This window comes from Adhaeribacter pallidiroseus, assembly GCF_003340495.1.
Classification (GTDB): domain Bacteria; phylum Bacteroidota; class Bacteroidia; order Cytophagales; family Hymenobacteraceae; genus Adhaeribacter; species Adhaeribacter pallidiroseus.
Genome location: NZ_QASA01000001.1, coordinates 4362311 through 4381931, shown reverse-complemented (window position 1 = coordinate 4381931; position 19621 = coordinate 4362311). Strand labels below are relative to the sequence as shown.

Genomic DNA, 19621 nt, shown 5'->3' with positions numbered 1-19621 from the left:
TAAAATTAATCCTTAACCCATACCGCAACCCGGGCAATTGCCGGGATCGTTTTTTTCGGGAGTTTTACTAGTTTTTTCTTTTTCCGTTTTGGGTCCGGGTAGTTCGTTTTTGTCGGTGCAACTCGTAGTGGTGTGCACGGTAATGCCTAATAAAATTGCGCTGAGTAAAGCTTTTGGCAGATTCATTTTTTAAATTTTTAAAATTTCTACTTCCGGTTTCAATGAAGATTGCAAGACCAATATTTTAGGCCTGCTCGCCTTGTAAATAATTGACCCAGAATGGTGTGTTCTGGTTGCAAGCTATATGAAATTTTGTTGGCCAGAATGGAAGTAGTGATTCTCAGCAAGAGAATAAGTTGTGAGCGTCATTCAGGAGGAACCTATTTCGCTACGTAGTTAAATAGGTTCCTCCTAGAATGACGTAGAAAAATGAAGGCTCCAATCTTTTGCTTCGAGCCTCCATCGGGGATATAAAAGAATTTGCCATTAACTACAACCGCAGCAAAACTTAAAATCGGATAGGTAATCGTTAAATTAAGCTTCTACGGCGAAATCTACGGATTGGCTCACGGTGGCCCATTGCGCGAATTCGGTTTGCAAAGCGTTTAACTTATCGGTGGCTAGTTGCAGGGCGTCGCTGCCCAGCAGCAAATGCAACGGCGGATTTTCTTCCTGCGCGGCTTGGATAATAGCCGCAACAGCTTTCTCGGGGTCGCCGGGCTGGTTGCCGTTAATTTGTTCCTGGTGCAAAGCTTGCGACTCGCGGGTACTCTGGTATTCGGCTAATTGGTTTTTGGCGGTTACTACCGAACCGGCCGTTAAAAAGTTAGTCCGGATATAACCCGGCATTACGGCGGTAACTTTTATGTTAAAATCTTTTACCTCCATGGCCAGCGATTCGGTGAAACCAACCACGGCAAACTTGGTAGCGCAGTAAACGCCAAACCCCGGAAAATCGCCGGACATACCGCCAATCGACGAAATATTAAAAATATGCCCCGAGGCTTGCTGGCGTAAGTGCGGCAAGGCAGCCCGGATAATGTTTAAAGAACCAAACACATTTACGTCGAAATTTTGCCGTGCTTCCTGGTCGGTAAGTTCTTCCAGGCTACCGATTAAGCCGTAACCGGCATTATTTACCACGCAGTCTATCCGGCCAAATTTCTCCAGGATTTGAGTAATGGCCTGCGCCACGCTGGTTTCGTCGGTTATATCTAGGGCTAAAGGTAGAAATTGCGGGTAGGTACCAACGGCTTGTTGCAACTGGGTCACATTCCGGGACGTGGCCGCTACCATTTGCCCTTGCTGCAGGAGTTGGCGGGTTAACGATAATCCTATCCCTTGCGAAGCTCCCGTAATAAACCATACTTTGTTCTCTTGCTTATTCATAAGGCGTTTAATTTTTGTACAGAACAAAGATACGGGCCTCTTTGGCGCTAGTGTTTGCGCCTTTCAAACCAAAGCTTACAAAATTCAAACACGCCGAAAATAAGAAGGCGGGAAGGAAGTATGTTTTTTAAAAAAATGGCTGAAATGCGCCGGTTCTTCAAAACCTAAGCTGTAACTGATTTCCGAAACATTCCAGTCGGTGTGTTTGAGCAGGGCTTTGGCCTCGCTCACCAGCCGGTCGGAGATAAGCTCGGTTGTGGTTTTACCGGTTGCTTTCCGGATGGCTCGGTTTAAATGATTAACATGCACGGCTAACTGGTCGGCAAAGTTTTTGGCCGATCGCATGCGAAAACGTTGCGCCGGGGTTTCAATGGGGAACTGCCTTTCCAGCAACTCGTGGAACACCGCCGTGAGCCGGGCATTGGCATCAGTCTGTTCGTACAGCGTTTCGGAAGGCTGCGTTTTAAGCGCAAAGTGGGTAAGTTCGGTTACGTAGTTGCGTAATAAATCATATTTAAATAAATAATCGGAGTTGATTTCCGCGAGCATCTTCTCGAAAAATTGGCTTACTTCCTGGTCCTGGCTTTCGGTTAAAGAATAAGCCGTTTTGCCGCCTAAAGCAAACATGGGTAAGTCGTGCAGGCTGCCGCGTATTTTTTCGGTGAAAAAAGCTTCCGTAAAAATGCAAAAATAACCCGTTGCCGTACCCGCTACCATTTCCCAGGTGTAAGGCACTTTTGGGTTAAAAAAAAGCAGATTGGCGCCCGAAAGCTCAATACTTTTATCGGCATAATGATAAATAAAATGTCCGCGCAAGAGCGTAATTTTAAAAAAATCGCGTCGGTTGTACGTTACCGGGGTATTTACCGGACAATCCTCCATCCGGAATACATTAAAATGCCCGGTTTCTTTCGGTAAGTTGGCGGGTAAATCGTGTATTTTGTGTTGATAAAATTCAATTAAAGTTTCGGTAGGAGCCATACGCTAAATTACTTTTTTATCTTCTGTTTTTGAGCTGTATCACGGGGAAATCTGTGAAAGACGGCCTCAAAAGGTCAATAATTACTTAAACCTAAGTACAGTACAGTACAGTATGTAAAATTCTAACCACAAACAACTAACAACTACTAAGGGCATTAGTTATTTTAAATCCCGTTCATGTGGGTAAGCACCAAGGGTTTATCGTCGGTTATAACAATGGTATGTTCGTGCTGCGCCACAAAACCACCTTTGTTGCCCATTAATGTCCAGCCATCGTTTTGCGTTTCGGCGTAGGTAGAGCTGGTGGAGATAAAAGTTTCGATGGCCACTACGGCGTTTTTCCGGAAACGGGTTAAGTTAAACCGGTCGTAGTAGTTCGCAATTTCGTGTGGTTCTTCGTGCAGTTTACGACCGATACCATGGCCCGTTAAATTTTTAATTACTTTATAGCCGGCTTTTTTAGATTCCGTCTCAATTAAACGGCCTAATTCGGCTACCCGCATGCCGCCTTTAATGGAGTTAATAGCTTTTGCCAGTATTTGTTTAGAAGCTTCTACCAAGGGCTGGTGTTGGTTTATATCCTGACCCAAAACAAAGGAACCGCCATTATCGGCCCAAAAACCGTTTAGCTCCGCCGATACATCAATGTTTATTAAATCACCTTCCTGTAGTACCCGACTAGCGGAGGGAATACCGTGTGCAATTTCGTGATTCACGCTGATGCAGGTCCAACCGGGGAAATTATATGTAAGCGCCGGGGCCGATTTCGCCCCAAATTTTTGTAAAATTTTACCGCCAAAAGCATCTATTTGTTTGGTGGTCAGGCCGGGGCGGGCGTACTCGCGCATTTCTTTTAAAGTAGTTGCCACAGCTTCACTGATTATTTTCAGGCCGGTTAGTTCGGCTTCTTTGGTTATGGACATAGGATAGGGTAAATAACTATTGTTTTCCAGGAAACATAATAACCGCGGAGTAAATGCATTGTTCGGGTATTTATTATTTTTGCGGGCTGCCGTATAAAACGGCCAAATTTAACCTGAATCATATGCTTACTTCCGGGTTATATTATTCAGGCTCATGGGCAACACCAGCAACAGCGATCCCAAAAGAAAACACGATCATCAGTAAAATTTAAAAAACAGGAGCAATCATGGCCGCATAGATCTGGTCGTAGCGGAGTTGGACTGTTTCTACGTGTACGTATTTATCTATATAATCAAGAGACACAAAACATGATTTATTCTTGCTTGATGATCGGGCAATTAAATATGGCTGGACGTGGTTCTCTCAAGGATATTACGCTCTATTTGTGATGAACATATAAAAATACTGCGAAACGGACGCTGGCAAACAATGTTTGAGCCCATCAGCTATGATCGCCCATCTTCCGGTGTTGGCTTGGCTGCTTCTTTCGCGGCCGCCTGGCGTTTAAAAAACGGGAAAGAAAAAATCGGGCTGATTCCCTGTGCCGACGGTGGTACGAGTCTGGATGATGGGCGGTTGAAGAAGCGCTTTTTGAAAATGCGCTGTTTCAGGCAAAGTTGGCTCAACGGGAAAGCAAGTTGGCCGGCATTTTATGGCATCAGGGCGAAAACGATTGCTCGGTAGAGCTTGCCAGCCAATACGGTAAAAAATTTAGTGTTATTGTCAATGCCTTTCGCCAGGAACTCCGGGTGCCGGACATTCCGCTTATTGTAGGTGGGTTAGGTGATTTTTTAACCAGTGGAAGGTTAGGGTAATATTTTACCGCATATTCAAACGTTAACCAGGCCCTTCAGGCGTTTGCCACCGCACAGCCTAACTGCTTTTTTGTAACAGCTTCAGGTCTCACCTTCAACCCGGTCGGGATTCATTTTAATGCGGTGTCACAGCGCATATTTGGTATAAGATATTTTGAAGCTTTCAATAATCAAAGGCATGTATTAGAGCCCTTAGAAAAGGAAGAAAGTTTGATTAAATCAATCTATGCGAGACCTTTGTCCGGAACAGAAAACAGAATAATGCTGGAAAACAGATTGGCCTGCGGTGAGATTTCCTGGGAAAAATTTAATGCCTTACTTATAAAGAATTAGCGAATTAAGTGTAATAACCCCGGTCTAGTACTAAACTTAATGAGCCGAAAACGAGTAACTACTAGCGAACAATTACTTACCAAGCGTTAACAGAACTTGTAAACGTAGTTCTATTAAATTCTACCGAATATTAACCCTGCTTAGCTTATTTTTAAAAAGCAGCCATTTTTCCTCCCGGAAAAATGGCTGTTCATTTTGTAACGCCTACGTTCTCTAATATTACTTCAACTTATCGTGGAAAAAGTCAATAGTTCGTTTCCAGGCTAGTTCGGCAGCGGCTTTGTCGTAACGGGGCGTGGTATCGTTATGGAAGCCGTGGTTCGCGTTTTCGTACATGTAAGCGGTATAAGCTTTTTTATTGTTTTTAAGTGCGGTTTCGTAAGCCGGCCAACCCTCGTTTACCCGGGTGTCTAAGGCGGCGTAGTGCAGCAAGAGCGGCGCTTTAATTTTAGGTACATCTTCGGCAGCTGGTTGGCCACCGTAAAACGGCACGGCTGCTCCTAAATCGGGTAGGCGCACGGCCATCATGTTGGCGATCCAGCCACCAAAACAAAAGCCAACTACCCCTACTTTGCCATTACAATCTTTATGATTTTTTAAAAAATCAGCGGCCGCAATAAAATCAGTTAGCATTTCGTTGCGGTCGCGTTTACTTTGCAGTTCCCGGCCTTGGTCGTCATTACCCGGATAACCGCCCAGGGGCGTTAAGGCATCGGGCGCTATGGAAACAAACCCGGCCAACGCAGCCCGCCGGGCTACATCTTTAATGTGCGGATTTAAGCCCCGGTTTTCGTGTACTACCACTATGCCGCCTAGTTTCTTTTTAACATCGGCGGGTTGCGATAATAAAGCCTTTATCGTGCCACCCCCTTGCGGCGAAGAGTAGTTTACGTACTCCGATTTTAAACGCGGATCATTAGGTTTAATTTGAACGGCACCCTGGTAATCAGGCATCAGAAAACTCATGAGGGAGGCCACAGTTAAACCACCCACGGCATACGCGGATAACTGCTGCATAAACTCGCGCCGGTCTACCCGGTTGTGCGCGTAATCGTCATATAGGTCAAAAACTTCTTGTTTAATAGCTTCTTTTTTTATTTCGTCCATGGTGGGTTGCTTTAGTATTCCCCTTAAATTTAAAAAAAACTTAGAATGGGGGCAGTTTCCGCTAGCTTTTATTTAATCGGCTTAGCCTTATTTCTTTTTAAACTACTGTTTTACGCCGCAAGCAAAACAAGAAGTGCCGGTAATGGTAAGCGTTACTATTAGTAGTAGTAACGTATTGTTCTGCTTTGCGCCAGTAACGACGGAAAACAATTATTAAGTGAGTAAAAAAAGTAGAATAAGGCCCATTTCGGGTGCTTCGGTCAGGTTTGTGAGGGCGTTTAGGTTCCGGAGATGATCTATTAAAAAATGCCTTTCGCACAAGCAAGTTAAGTAGGTCTTGCTCCTAGCTGGTGCCGTTGTTTGTGTCTTTATAAACGGCTTTCAGTATTTTTTGTGAAAATTTTAAAAAATTATATTGTATAATCATCGGCAATATTGCCGCCAAATTACTTGCTGATCTTCATGGCCTTTACCACTTTAAGCGCCTTATCGGTTGTAAACGCTTCGTACGCGGTGGTTTCCCGCCCGTACAGGGCAATTTTACTTTCTTGGTTGTGGTGAATACCCCAGCCATATTGCTTCGTTAAAGGAGATGCCCGAAAGCATGGTTGCCCTTTTGCAAAGAATTGTTCCCGGGCTGTTGGTTGTTCGGTGGCGGTTAAGTTGTTACGTTGGGCAAAAACTTGAAAAAGCACGTCGTCGGAGGTGAATCTATAAGGGTTTTGGCTTATTAATTCAAATTGCAGCTGGGCTACCGTTTTAGTGTCTTTTTTCCCCAGCGGAATTTCTCCCTTGGTAGCCGGGCAATCGTCGGCGACTTGTATAAAAGTGTTTTGGTAGTTGGTGCTATGTATTTTCATGTATTGCTGCTTTCAGGTTTATTTTATATTTCTTGCTGTTAGCTGTTCTGGGCTAGTACTGCCAGTACTTATCTTGGAGTGAGGATTTAAAATACCCCAGTACCCTTTTGTGAAAGGTATTATTTTTTGCAGAATCTTGTCCGTATTAACTGCTTTTTTAAATTTTTCTGTGGCGGTAAGCGTAAATAAAGTATAATGCCTGCGGTATCTAGAAAAGTTGAGTGCGTAGCCACTGGCAAAATAAAGAAGAAAAGTTCGTTTGGTTATTGTTCTTGCTAAAATAACGTATGCTTTATTTTGCTATTTTAAAACTTGTTTTTGCGATTGTAGAGTAAGTAGTTCACTTTACTCCTGATCCCGCAGGAACTTAATGTAAGAGCTTTGCTTACAAGTACTATGTTTTTCGTAAACTGTTTTAGTTGACTTTTAGGAGTTTTGGAGCAGAAAATTTTGTACATCTGCAAGCCACTGTTTTTGGTATTTTATTAAATAGTTTTCATGTCCTGCTTCTAGATATATTTTTAATTTTTTCTTGCCGTTTAAGTTAGCGTATATCTCCTTGATTTCTCTTCTGCTTACTTTAAGATCTTGCGCGCCGTATAATAGTAAGGTTGGGCAACTAATACTTTTTGCATATTCTTTCGGATTATGGCTAAAAGCCCAGTAACCATTTTGTACGCCACCCCAAAAAACCAGAAAACCCGCTATAGGAAAAATTGGGACATTCATCATTTTAAATCGCGCACCTACTGTTTCGTACATAGAACCAAACGGACATTCTAGGATAATGGCTTTAGGCGAAATAGAATAATCTTTAATAGCTTTTAAAATGGCCACTGCCCCCATAGAAGTCCCGAATAAATAAATTGGGCTTTCTCCTTGGTCTTTTAAATAGTTAAAACAAGTTTTTACTTGCGCTGCTTCTAAAAACCCGATGGTTGTTTGGTTTCCTTCAGAACCACCGGAACCCATAAAATCAACAAGTAGAGTACTATAGCCGAGTTTAATAAATTTGTTAGATTTATCGAGCATGGTAGATTTTTGACCACCGTAACCGTGAAAAAGAATAACAGTGCCTTTAGAGTGGTTTGTTTTAATATGCCAACAGGCAATGCTTCGATTACTTTTTAAAGTTATATTCTGGAAAGCTTGTAAAGGAAGTTCGTTATTCTCTGGCCTCGGGTTATTTACCCCCAATAGTAAAGTTTTACCTTTCTCAAATGCCGAGAGATTACTGGATTGTTCTGTTTTTTCGGCTGCTTTATCCACGAAGTGGGTGAATCTGTAAGCATGAAAAAAAGCCACACTATTTAAGGCAATAAAATTTATTAAAAATGTCCGGAAAACCTTTTTCAGATTGATCTTTCTGTTTGTCAAAGCTTTTTTTTCCAGATAATAACAATTTCGCGTGTTGGTTGCCTAGCGGCGGCAATCAAGCAACCAGCCATCGTTTTGCCAATCCTATTTATGTACCAGCAAAGATCAGTTTACTTTGTTTTCTCGTATCTTGCAAAACACTTGTCTGTAATTTACTTACCAAATGTCTTTTTTCATAAGGCTTTAAAGCTGCTGCCGGAAAGCCTAAAAAATTAAGCAACAGGCAAATATTATTCTTTACGGGCTTTTGCTCTTTTGTAAACCAACCCGTGTATTGGTTTCCAACGGAGAGATAATAAGGCTGGCTAATTTTGTTAAAGCAAGTATTAGCATTAGCACTGTTTATTTTTCTTATTAAACAAGTAGCAACTTTATTTTTTACTTTTATTACCAGTATGTTAAACAATAATATTTAAATTTTTTAATTTAATTAGTGCCCTGATTGGTAATGTTGTAACAATTTACGCCGGAATAAATAAAATTTTAATTATATCTACAATTTTTAATGTTAAATTACTTGCCTTTATCATTAACCTGTTATAGTTTTGCAACTAGAATGTCAAGGGCAGTACTCCAATATCTCCTTAGCTTATGTATACTCCTGTTGAGTGTATATAGCCAGCTGTATGCCTCTACGAGTCAGGAGTGTATCTGTCATTCTTCGAAAAGAACTCTGGCGAGGTATGCTCATGTCAGCGATGGTATTGCTAATGGTGGCTCTTCCAAGATCATCAAAGCTACCTTATCCGGTACGGAAAACGAAAATTGTAAACTAATTGCGGCGGAAATTGAAGAAGAAAAACACGGATGGGTTTCTTTTAAAAAATATTTAGCCACTAGTAATTACTTTACTACGCTTCTTTATGGCTTAACATTAAGCTGTTTCGGTCTTTTTTTAAAAAAACGCTTACCTTCTGGTAAGCACGCTCTGTATTTCTCTTCTTATAAGTGGTATCTTCTATTTCGGGTTATCCGAATATGATTTCATGCTGCAAATAGGCGCATCAACATTGCCTATTCATTTCTCCTTTCATTTTTTCAATTATTCCTCGTCCTAATAGCACATTAAGCTAAAAAGACTACGCCATTGTATTGTGTTAAATACCTTTCCAGGAATGCACCATGGTATGGTGTTACACATACTCCCACAAGAATTTCCAAAAACTCATATTGTTTTAAACTTAAATTATCATGAAAAGAATATTCATGCCCATGCTGCTGCTTATGGGCTTGGTTGCCGTCTTTTTTCAAACAAGTTGTCAATCAGAAAATGCAAAAGCAGAAGGGGAAAAAGAGACTAATTTTTTAGTTACCAGCCCCTTAAAAAAAGACACCTTACTTACTAAAGAGTACGTTAGCCAAATCCGGTCTATCCGCCACATTGAGTTAAGAGCCCAGGAAAAAGGCTACTTACAAAAAATTTACGTGGACGAAGGCCAGTTTGTAAAAGAAGGGCAATTGTTATTTCAAATTATGCCCAACCTGTACGAAGCCGAGCAGCAAAGAGCGCAGGCTGAAGCTAGTTTCGCGGATATTGAATACCAAAACACTAAAAAGCTGGCCGATAGTAAGGTAGTGGCTCCCAATGAATTAGCCATGGCGAAAGCTAAACTGGATAAAGCAAAAGCCGAACTAGCTTTAACCAAGGTGCATTTACAGTTCACCGAAATCCGGGCTCCGTTTAGTGGCATCATCGACCGCTTTCATGTACGCCCAGGCAGTTTGGTAGAAGAAGGCGAATTGTTAACCGAACTCTCCGACAATAGCAAAATGTGGGTTTACTACAATGTACCGGAAGCAGAGTACCTGGATTTTCAATCGCAATTTAAAAAAGAAAGCAAAACTAAAGTAAATCTGTTAATGGCTAATAATAAATTGTTCGAGTACCCAGGAGTGGTAGAAACCATTGAAGCTAACTTCGACAATGAAACCGGTAACATTGCTTTCCGGGCAACCTTTCCTAACAATAAAGGCCTGTTGCGCCACGGCGAAACCGGTAATATTTTAATGGAAGTGCCCATGCAGAATGCCTTGTTAATTCCGCAAAAAGCCACTTATGAGGTACTGGAAAAGAAGTATGTGTATGTGGTGGATAAAAACAATGTAATCCGCTCTAAGGAGGTGTCCATCGCGGCGGAGTTGCCGCACATCTATGTAGTTCAAAAAGGTTTAGCTAAAGATGATAAAATCCTTTTGGAAGGCTTACGTCTGGTAAGAGAAAATGAAAAAATCCACTACAAGTTTGTGGATCCTAGTTCTGCTATGTCGCAGTTGGAATTATACGCTGAATAATAAAACATTCTAAAAAGCAGAAGACATGTTTAGTAAATTTATGCATAGGCCCGTATTCGCTATTGTAATATCGGTCATGATTGTTTTTATAGGGGGATTGGCTATCAAGAAGTTGCCTATTTCTCAATTCCCGGATATTGCCCCCACCACCGTAAATATTTTTATTGCTTACCCCGGATCCAGTGCGGATGTATTGGTGCAGTCCACCCTGATTACCTTAGAACAGGCTATTAATGGCGTGGAAGGAATGCGGTATATAGCATCAGATGCAACCAGTGCTGGCGAGGCTACCCTCCGGATAATTTTTGAACCGGGAACCAATCCTAATGATGCCGTTATCCGGGTGAAAACGCGGGTGGATCAGGTAATGCCGCTCTTGCCCGAATTGGTGCAGCGGGAAGGGGTAGTAATTACTCCCATTCAGCCCAGTATGTTGATGTACGTCAATCTTTATTCTAAGGAAAAAAGTATAGACGAAAAGTTTTTGTTTAACTACGCCACCGTTAAAATGATTCCGGAAATACAGCGGATCAAAGGGGTAGCTCGGGCCCAGATCTTGGGTAGCCGGAGATACGCAATGCGCGTTTGGCTCAATCCGGACCGCATGCGGGCCTATAAAATATCCGTAGAGGAAGTAATGGAGGCTTTAGGCGAGCAAAGTATTATTGGCCGTCCGGGTCGGTTAGGGCAAAGCTCCGGTATAGCCGCTCAATCGCTGGAATATGTACTCACGTATAAAGGAAGGTACAATAAACCGGAAGAATATGAAAATATCATCATCCGGGCTAATGCGGAAGGCGAGAGCATCCACCTGAAAGATATAGGCACAGTAGAACTGGGAAGTGAGTTTTTTGATATTTATTCTAACCTGGATGGTCATCCTTCGGCCGCCATCGTGTTAAAGCAGAACTATGGCAGTAATGCCAGTGATGTAATTGCGGAAGTAAAAGCCAAGCTAGATGTGATGAAAGAATCCTTTCCTCCGGGAGTGGATTATAAGATCAGTTATGATGTGTCACAGTTCCTGGATGCTTCTATCGAGCAGGTACTTCATACGTTGCGGGATGCCTTTATACTGGTTGCCATCGTTGTTTTTATATTTCTGGGTGATTGGCGCTCTACCTTAATCCCGATCCTGGCGGTTCCGGTATCTTTGATAGGAGCGTTTTTTGTAATTCAATTATTTGGACTTTCTATCAACCTGATTACCTTATTTGCACTGGTACTGGCCATTGGTATTGTGGTAGATAATGCCATTGTGGTGGTGGAGGCGGTACACGCCAAAATGGAAGAAAAAAATCTTTCTCCATATAAAGCTACCATAGAGGTACTGCGGGAAATAGGAGGGGCTATTATTGCTATTACATTGGTAATGACTGCGGTATTTATCCCTTTAATGTTTATGTCAGGCCCGGTAGGTATTTTCTATAAGCAGTTTTCCATTACCATGGCCAGTTCCATTATTATTTCGGCCGTGATAGCGCTTACGCTCACCCCGGTATTATGTGCCATGTTATTAAAAAATAATCATGGTAAACCAAAAAAGAAAAACCTGCTTTCCAAAGCGCTCGATAGTTTTAATAGTGGGTTTGAAAAACTTACCGGAAAATACGTAGGCTTGTTAAGAGCCATCGTGAGTCGAAGAGTGCTTACTTTTGGAATATTGCTGGCCTTTGGGGCGGGAATATTCTACGAAAATAAAGTTCTTCCGGCCGGCTTTATTCCTAATGAAGACCAAGGTACCATTTATGCCATTATTCAAACCCCACCGGGTTCTACTCTGGAAACAACCAACCAGGTTTCGCAACGCCTTCAGAAAGTCTGTGAAGAAGTGCAGGGGGTAGAGTCCGTATCTTCTTTGGCCGGCTACGAGATTATGACGGAAGGTCGGGGATCTAATGCGGGTACTTGTTTGATCAACCTGAAAGGTTGGTCGGACCGGAAACATACCGTGAAAGAAATCATGGAAGAATTAGAAGAAAAGTCGAGAGGCCTGGGAGCCGTTATAGAATTCTTCGAACCACCGGCCATCCCGGGATTCGGTTCTTCCGGTGGTTTCTCTATGCGTTTATTGGATAAAAATTCTGATACCGATTATCATGAGTTTGATAAAATAAACAAGGAGTTCATGGATAATTTAAGCAAGCGTAAAGAGCTTACGGGCTTATTTACCTTTTTCGCGGCTAATTATCCGCAGTATGAATTACAAATAGACAATAACCTGGCTATGCAAAAAGGGGTATCGATCGGAAAAGCGATGGAAAACCTCAATATTCTAATTGGCAGTACCTACGAACAAGGATTTATAAAATTTAATCAGTTTTTTAAAGTTTACGTGCAATCCGATCCTAAATTCAGAAGGCTTCCATCCGATGTTTTAAACCTTTTTGTTAAAAATGAGGCAGGAGAAATGGTGCCCTACTCGGCCTTTATGAAGCTCAAAAAAACCCAGGGGCCTAATGAAGTTACCCGTTTCAATTTGTACAATTCCGCTTCCATCCAAGGGCTGCCGGCTAAAGGGTATACCACCGCCGATGCTATCCAAGCCATCCAGGAAGTTGCCGCTAAGACTTTGCCAAAAGGGTACGATATTGCTTGGGAAGGCCTTTCTTACGATGAATCCATCCGCGGAAACGAATCGCTTTACGTGTTCATTATCGTACTGGTATTTGTTTACTTTGTGTTAGCGGCCCAATACGAGAGTTTCATTATTCCGTTGGCGGTGGTATTCTCGCTACCAGTAGGGGTATTTGGTTCGTTTCTGTTGCTTAAGCTGATGAGTTTAGAGAACAACATTTATGCCCAGGTAGGTTTAATCATGCTGATTGGTTTACTGGGTAAAAATGCCGTACTGATTGTAGAGTTTGCCGTTCAGAAGCGCCAACAGGGTGCCACTATCCTCGACGCCGCTATTGAAGGCGCCAAGGTGCGTTTCCGTCCTATCCTAATGACCTCTTTCGCTTTTGTGGCTGGTTTGATACCGTTGATTGGTGCTACTGGTGCCGGAGCCATTGGTAACCGCACCATTGGTGCTTCTGCCTTAGGTGGCATGCTATTCGGAACAATTTTCGGAGTGGTCATCATTCCTGGATTGTACTATATATTTGCTCATTTGGCAGATGGCCGTCATCTGATTAAAGATGAGCATGAAACTCCGTTAACGGAAGATTATAATTATGTTATGGATAGTTTTCCCCAAGTTGAAGAAAAAGTAAATCATGTTTAAGAAAGATATATTAAAATGGGTAGGACTAGCTTTTATCTCCCTAACCTATACGGCTTGTAGTGTGCCGGCTTTAGTGCAAAGAAATGCAAATACAATAGTACCTGCGAGTTATAATAACTCGCAGGATACTGTAAATACGGCCAAGCTCCGGTGGAAAGATTTTTTTACTGACCCCAACTTAACAGCCCTGATTGATACCGCCCTGCAGCATAACCAGGAACTAAATATTACTTTACAGGAAATTCAGATTGCCCGAAACGAAATACGAGCCAGAAAAGGCGAGTACATGCCTTTTGTGGGTATAAAGGCAGGCGCTGGCCTCGACAAAGTGGCCCGGTTTACCAACATAGGCGCCATGGAGGCGAATACCGAAATAAAACCGGAAAAAGAAATGCCCGAACCACTGCCGGATTTTCTGATCGGAGCCTATGCTACTTGGGAAGTAGATATCTGGAATAAGCTGCACAATGCCAAAAGATCGGCCATAAGCCGGTATTTAGCCAGTGTAGAAGGCAGAAACTTTATGATTACCAACCTTATTTCCGAAATAGCTAATTCTTATTTCGAATTATTGGCACTGGATAACCAATTAGCAATTGTAAAACAGAACATTGAGATTCAAAGCAATGCCTTGCAAATTGTAAAACTGCAAAAAGAATCTACCCGGGTAACGGAGCTGGCCGTCCGCCGTTTTCAGGCTCAGGTACTGAACACCCAAAGCTTGCAGTACGACATTCAGCAAAGAATTACCGAAACCGAGAATCGGATCAACTTTCTGGTAGGCCGGTATCCGCAACCGGTAATAAGAAGTACTCAAAATTTTGAAAATTTAGTGCCGTCTACCATCCAAGCGGGTATTCCAGCGCAGTTATTATTTAACCGCCCGGATATTAAACAGGCTGAGTTGAACCTAGCGGCGGCCAAGCTAGATGTGAAAGTGGCTAAAGCCCGGTTCTATCCATCTTTAGGCATTTCGGCGGGTATTGGTTATCAAGCTTTTAATCCCACTTATCTGCTAAAACCCGAATCGTTGCTTTATACGCTGGCCGGTGATTTGGCTGCTCCACTGGTTAACAGAAATGCGATAAAATCGGTTTACATTACGGCCAATGCGCAACAAATACAAGCAGTATACAACTACGAGCGGGCCATTTTAAACGCCAACATGGAGGTAGCCAACCAACTGGCAAAAATTGGCAACCTGGAAAAAAGTTATAGCTTAAAATCGCAAGAAGTGGAGGCACTCACGCAGTCGGTTGCTATTTCAAACACCTTGTTTACCTCAGCCCGGGCCGATTACATGGAAGTGCTAATGACGCAACGAGATGCCTTAGAATCTAGATTTGATTTGGTAGAAACTAAAATGCAGCAAATGAATGCTGTAGTTAATATTTACCGGGCCTTAGGTGGTGGCTGGAATTAATAAGATAATAGCCAGTTGATGAGCCATCACTAAAAAGAAAAACCGGCTCAAAATTTAAAAAAACCATTCTATATACGTATAGAATGGTTTTTTTAATTATTCTTATTCTGTACCAAATCAACTGCTCGTCTTAAGGTAATAGTTACCTGTTATTTTTGAAAAAATCACTTTAGCTCTTTTGGCGTAATTCATTCACCGAAGGCTCTTGTAGCAAGGTGAATTATTTTAGCTGTAGCCATATCAAAATTTAAAATTTCGGTAGTTGGCAGTACCATTCCCATGCAACTAGTGTGTAGATCCTTCCAGAACCTGGAGATTGCAGCGTTAACCAGGCCGGCTGCAGCTGAACTTTGTTTTAATGTTTTTTGCAGTTGATATTGGTTCGTGAAAATTCTTACTTATTTAACCTAGCGTGTAATAAAAGTGAACCACTTGTTCCTCATCGGTTGGCTTGGTTGCACGATAAAAATCTAGGGCATAGCCATCTACTTTATCTGCTTGAACAAAAACTTCTTCGTAATTATTTTCCTGGCAATACATTTTTATAGCAGCTATTAATTTTTTGCCTATTCCTTGTCGTTGATAATGCGTCTGGATAGCCAGATCGTAGATGTAGGCGAGCGGTTTCTCGGAATAATAGGAGTGAAGCGTATATGCGGTTAAGCCACCAATAATACAATCATCTTTCTGCGCAACAAAAACGATAAAGTCGGATTTTCCTAAATTATGCACCAGATGCTCTTGCTTTGGTATCGTAAAGTTTTGCATTTCAAAAACGTCCGCAAAAACTAAAATCAATTGAACAAATTTATCAATATCTATCGGGCTTAATTTTATTATTTCCATAAGTTGTTACTTGCCAGTTTATTTCATTTGCGAAGTTTTAAAGAATTTTAGCTAAAACAGTATTTTACGGGATTTCTTGGAGAGTTGCTTTTTGGTAGTTTAGTGGCGGGTGATTGGTTACAAAATCTAACTCATCCGGCAGAAACTCAAACCAGTTACTGTCTGGGAAAGATTGGCTGTTGTTGGTTAAAGTAATTTGAGAATAAAGTCCCCCGTCGAAGGCTGTGCGCCAGTACTTTAATTGATCTTTATCCGCCACCTGGAAACTTTTTACGTATTGCGCTTTTAAGCCGGCTTCCTGTAAGCGGGTGTACCAGGGCCAGTCTGAATCTGAGGCAGGAGGCAAACTTATTTGGAGTAGGCCGCCACCGGCCTGTAAATAGCGTTCCAGTTGGTTGCGTTGCTGGTAGTTTAGGTGTTCATTTATTGGATTAATAAAAATCAGGGCAGCGTATTTTTTTAAATATTTTTCGGAGAACTTAGCATTTATCCGGATGGTATCAAGAATAAAGTTATTTTCTTTCGCTAACTTTTGTATGGCCTGGATGCGATCGATGTGCGGAATCTGGTTAGAAAAAGTTTGGTCATAAACGAGCAAGACCTTTTTAGGAATTGGTGCCGGCTTCCATTGCAGTACGGAAAAGAAAGTTAGAAAAAGTAAAATCCGGTACATGTTTCAGGTGCTTCGGGGCAAAAATTTAAAAAAAGAGCTTAAACCAAGATGCTAACCACAAATAAGTTACGATTAATTGGAATCTCGAATAGCAAGGGAAGAGATTAGCACCTTACTTACTCGCAGCTTCTTGCCGCGCTTTCTGGAAAAACAACAAGTGATAAGGTAAGGCATTGCCCCAGTATGGCCAGGTATGAGCCCCCGGCCGTTCTATGTATTCGTGCGGCACTTTTTCCACTACTAAACGCCGGTGTAGTTCACGATTGCTTTCAATCAAAAAATCATCTACGCCGCAATCAAATAAGATTTTTACCGGACTGGCTTTTAATTGCGGCACCATATTTACAACGGAGTTCTGCGCAAATTTTTCGTAGTTCTGCGCTTTCTGACCCAGCAATGTTTCCATGCTTTTTACTAAATCTCCCTGAATAGAGGCTATGTCCAGGGCACCGCTCATGCTGGCTGCCGCCAGATATAAATCGGGGTGGCGGGCCGATAAGTACAGTGCGCCGTGGCCACCCATACTTAAACCAGAGATAAATCGGCCCTCGCGCGTTGTAATGGTGCGATACTTTGTTTGAACCTCCTGCACCAGTTCCTTGGTAATAAAAGTTTCGTACTGGCTTGCTTTATCCAGTGGACTATCCAGGTACCAGCTACCAAATCCGCCATCCGGTGTAACAATAATCATTTGGTACTGGTCCGCGAGGCTGGTTAATACTGTTTTATCCGGTACTTTGGTTAACCAATCCCGGAAGTTGCCGCTGTAACCATGTAGTAAATAAAGCACCGGGTAAGTAGTCTTTTTTTGTTTTTTATAACTATCCGGCACCACAATACCCGCGTGCAGCCTGGTGTTCATAGCGCTACTATTTATTTCTAAAGTATCTACATGCGCGGCCTGAACGGCATGAAAATTTAAAAAAATAAAGAACAGAAATAAATATCTAACCGCGGACATACGAATGGTAAATTTTAACGCCATACTGATTTAAGTACATTTAATGAGTTAATAAAAAAATGGTAATCTACCATAAGGTTCTTCCGCCGGAATTTTTTAGTACAAGACTATATAGTTTCCTTTAGAAGAATAGGTACATGGTACAAACTTAACTTTTCTGTTTAAAGTAATTATAGTATTATAAAGAATGAAACCCGTCAGAGTGAAGTCTTAACGGGTTTCCAAAATAATTTATGCGTTACTTTTTTAAATTTTTATTTTGGCAACACTTTCATGGTGCCTTGCATGGAGTAGAAGTGGCCGGGTACGGAGCACTCATAGTTGTAATTACCGGGCTTGTCAGGCGCAATAAAATAAATAGTTTCGGTAGATTGGGGCTGCAGCAAGTTGGTATGATACAACACCTTGTTGGTAGACGGAATGTAGTTTCGTTGCTGGCCTTCTAAGCCTAACTTCATGGCTAAGTTACCTACCTCAATGGCGGTACCGGGCATTACCACTACGAAGTTATGCAGCATGTCGTCGTCGTTCTGAAACACAACCCGAATCTTGCTGCCAGCTTTTACTTGAAACTGTGCCGGCTCAAATTTAAGGCCGGGCTTTGTACCCAGGTTAATGGTATAATCGGCGGTACCGTTCCACTCAGCGGGCATTTCGGTTATACGTTTGGCCATTTTTGTGCCAGTTGCGGTTGTACTGGCCGAAGCGGTTGCGGCAGTGCTGGATTTAGTAGCCGTTTTGGTACTACCAGCAGCTTTACCCGCCGAAGCCATCATAGCCGCATGGTCGTGAGCTGGAGCAGCAGTTCGGGCAATACTTAATTTTTCACCGTCTGGTAGGTTATTTAGGGTATAATAACCCACGTTGTGCAACAAAGGCTGACCAGTGGCGGAGCGAACCCCGTCCGTATTAATTTCGTGGATGTAACCTAAGCGTAAATCGTCTACTACCAGGCGAGCCTTCATACCGTCCGGCGAAACCACTACGCCCCTTATCGAACATTCTTTGTTGTTGATTACCGGGCTGCCATAAGTAGCGTGGTATTTATAGTTAAAGCCAGTTACTTTATAAGAAGCTAAAGCCGCGGCCGTTGCTTTGTCAACGGGTTGGGTAAATTCAATTTCGAAACCGTCGGGCATGGCATGAATGGTTTTCATCTCGAAAGGGGTTCTTCCCGTCCAAACCAAACGTTGCAAGCTAAATAGTTCTTTACCCGTAGAAGACCAGCCGCGACTAGTCATGCCTACAAACATAGAGCCATCGTTGCCCCAAATCTGCCGCAGAATTCCCGACGAAAAACCTTCGCGGAACCCAAAAGCTACGCCTTGGTATTCGCCTTTTACTTTTTCCAGGTCAACGCGCATGATTTTGCTTTGTCCCTGGTCACCCACGAAAATCTGGTTCTGGAAAGGTCCGAATTTACCGTTGGTATTGTCGCTTAAGAACGCCGAAGTAGAAATTCCAAAAATGCCGTGGGGCATCCAGATAGCCGGCGCTTTTAATTCCGGTACCCGCTTAGCCACATCGTACAAAGGCTCGCCGGTATTTGGTACATCCTTTGGTTTTAATTTCAACGGCGAACCAGGCAAGCCCGACCAGTTTAAGCTTTCGGCATTGCCCAGGAAATCGCCTTTTTCCACGTGTGAAAGCCGGCCGGAACCAACCCAGTCGCCTTGATTTTCGGTGTAGAAGAAATCGCCAGCGGCGTTAAAACCGTAACCCGCCGGCGACCGCATGCCCGCTGCAAACGGGGTCATTTTACCATCCGGGGTGATTTCTAAAGTCCAGCCACGCCAAGGCACCAAGCTTACGCCGTGACCTAAACTGTTACTCCAACCCACATTAAGCGTCACTAACATATTGCCGTTCGGTAAAAAAGTAGGTCCGTAAGAATATTCGTGGTAATTACCCGATAAAGGCCAAGAATATATTTTGTCGTACGAATCGGCTTTGCCATCACCGTCAGCATCGCGTAAACGCGTAATTTCGCTACGTTGCGTTACATAAATATCACCATCTTTATAGGCTAAACCCAGCGGCTCGTGCAAACCTTGCGCAAAGCGTTTATAGGTAGGCCGGTCCTCGCCGGATACAGTCGGATTCGCTACGATCCATACTTCGCCGCGGCGGGTACAAATAGCAATACTGCCATCGGGTAAAGTAGCCATACCGCCTACTTCCAGAATAACGTCTTCCGGTACCGGCAACGAAATTAAGGTATAATAGTCCTCTTCTTTGGCCGGAGCCGCTTCTACTTTAGTTAAGCCTTTAGGAGCCGGTGCGGGTTGTTTACTGCCCGTAGCCGGATTTATCTTGGTCTGGGCTTCGCCGGTATGTTGTAAAAATAAAAGTCCCGCGGCTACCAGAGTAGCTTTGGCTATATGGTTAATTCTGTGTATTCTTTTCATGATATT

The 19621-nt window shown here is 42.7% G+C and carries 15 protein-coding genes and 1 pseudogene; 4 read left to right on the top strand and 12 right to left on the bottom strand.

Annotated features, from left to right (window positions below; genetic code table 11):
* Positions 1-12: 12 nt before the first annotated feature.
* The 4 genes from AHMF7616_RS26475 to map form a co-directional block, all read right to left on the bottom strand.
* Positions 13-186 (bottom strand): chryseobasin-related MNIO class RiPP peptide, encoded by a 174-nt coding sequence (locus AHMF7616_RS26475; protein ID WP_158546198.1) that lies wholly within the window; start codon positions 184-186, stop codon positions 13-15.
* Between the two features lie 348 nt (positions 187-534).
* Positions 535-1389: an oxidoreductase gene (locus AHMF7616_RS17425; protein WP_115374042.1), complete on the bottom strand. Its 855-nt coding sequence runs from the start codon at positions 1387-1389 to the stop codon at positions 535-537.
* 84 nt (positions 1390-1473) lie between these two features.
* Positions 1474-2370 carry a helix-turn-helix domain-containing protein gene (locus tag AHMF7616_RS17420; protein WP_115374041.1) on the bottom strand — a complete coding sequence of 299 codons (897 nt, stop codon included), beginning with the start codon at positions 2368-2370 and terminating at the stop codon, positions 1474-1476.
* Positions 2371-2534: 164 nt separating this feature from the next.
* Positions 2535-3293 (bottom strand): type I methionyl aminopeptidase, encoded by a 759-nt coding sequence (gene map, locus AHMF7616_RS17415; RefSeq protein ID WP_115374040.1) that lies wholly within the window; start codon positions 3291-3293, stop codon positions 2535-2537.
* Positions 3294-3723: 430 nt separating this feature from the next.
* Here map and AHMF7616_RS27760 point away from each other — a divergent pair.
* Positions 3724-4109, top strand: a pseudogene (locus tag AHMF7616_RS27760) (sialate O-acetylesterase).
* 552 nt (positions 4110-4661) lie between these two features.
* Here AHMF7616_RS27760 and AHMF7616_RS17405 read toward each other — a convergent pair.
* The 4 genes from AHMF7616_RS17405 to AHMF7616_RS17390 form a co-directional block, all read right to left on the bottom strand.
* A complete protein-coding gene (locus AHMF7616_RS17405; RefSeq protein ID WP_115374039.1) occupies positions 4662-5549 on the bottom strand; it encodes a dienelactone hydrolase family protein in 888 nt (295 codons plus the stop codon).
* 446 nt (positions 5550-5995) lie between these two features.
* A complete protein-coding gene (locus AHMF7616_RS17400; protein ID WP_115374038.1) occupies positions 5996-6409 on the bottom strand; it encodes a DUF6157 family protein in 414 nt (137 codons plus the stop codon).
* A 426-nt stretch (positions 6410-6835) separates the two neighbouring features.
* Positions 6836-7606 carry an alpha/beta hydrolase gene (locus tag AHMF7616_RS17395; RefSeq protein WP_199474259.1) on the bottom strand — a complete coding sequence of 257 codons (771 nt, stop codon included), beginning with the start codon at positions 7604-7606 and terminating at the stop codon, positions 6836-6838.
* A 268-nt stretch (positions 7607-7874) separates the two neighbouring features.
* Positions 7875-8192: a hypothetical protein gene (locus AHMF7616_RS17390; RefSeq protein WP_115374037.1), complete on the bottom strand. Its 318-nt coding sequence runs from the start codon at positions 8190-8192 to the stop codon at positions 7875-7877.
* 785 nt (positions 8193-8977) lie between these two features.
* Here AHMF7616_RS17390 and AHMF7616_RS17380 point away from each other — a divergent pair.
* The 3 genes from AHMF7616_RS17380 to AHMF7616_RS17370 are packed head-to-tail and all read left to right on the top strand — an operon-like array spanning position 8978 to position 14727.
* The gene (locus AHMF7616_RS17380; RefSeq protein ID WP_115374035.1) at positions 8978-10078 is read left to right on the top strand and encodes an efflux RND transporter periplasmic adaptor subunit; all 1101 of its coding nucleotides are present in this window, start codon (positions 8978-8980) and stop codon (positions 10076-10078) included.
* Between the two features lie 25 nt (positions 10079-10103).
* Positions 10104-13304, top strand: coding sequence for an efflux RND transporter permease subunit (locus AHMF7616_RS17375; protein WP_115374034.1), 3201 nt, complete (start codon positions 10104-10106; stop codon positions 13302-13304).
* Positions 13297-14727, top strand: a complete 1431-nt coding sequence (locus AHMF7616_RS17370) for a TolC family protein (RefSeq protein WP_115374033.1) — start codon at positions 13297-13299, stop codon at positions 14725-14727. The genes AHMF7616_RS17375 and AHMF7616_RS17370 overlap by 8 nt, the downstream gene beginning before the upstream one ends.
* 402 nt (positions 14728-15129) lie before the next feature.
* On the opposite strand, the gene AHMF7616_RS17365 is transcribed toward AHMF7616_RS17370, so the two are convergent.
* The 4 genes from AHMF7616_RS17365 to AHMF7616_RS17350 all read right to left on the bottom strand — a co-directional run bounded on the left by AHMF7616_RS17365 (position 15130) and on the right by AHMF7616_RS17350 (position 19615).
* Positions 15130-15573, bottom strand: coding sequence for a GNAT family N-acetyltransferase (locus AHMF7616_RS17365; protein ID WP_115374032.1), 444 nt, complete (start codon positions 15571-15573; stop codon positions 15130-15132).
* 64 nt (positions 15574-15637) lie between these two features.
* Positions 15638-16246, bottom strand: a complete 609-nt coding sequence (locus AHMF7616_RS17360) for a ThuA domain-containing protein (protein WP_115374031.1) — start codon at positions 16244-16246, stop codon at positions 15638-15640.
* Between the two features lie 112 nt (positions 16247-16358).
* Positions 16359-17231, bottom strand: coding sequence for an alpha/beta hydrolase (locus AHMF7616_RS17355; protein ID WP_233507627.1), 873 nt, complete (start codon positions 17229-17231; stop codon positions 16359-16361).
* 230 nt (positions 17232-17461) lie between these two features.
* Positions 17462-19615 carry a plastocyanin/azurin family copper-binding protein gene (locus tag AHMF7616_RS17350; protein ID WP_115374030.1) on the bottom strand — a complete coding sequence of 718 codons (2154 nt, stop codon included), beginning with the start codon at positions 19613-19615 and terminating at the stop codon, positions 17462-17464.
* Positions 19616-19621: the final 6 nt, after the last annotated feature.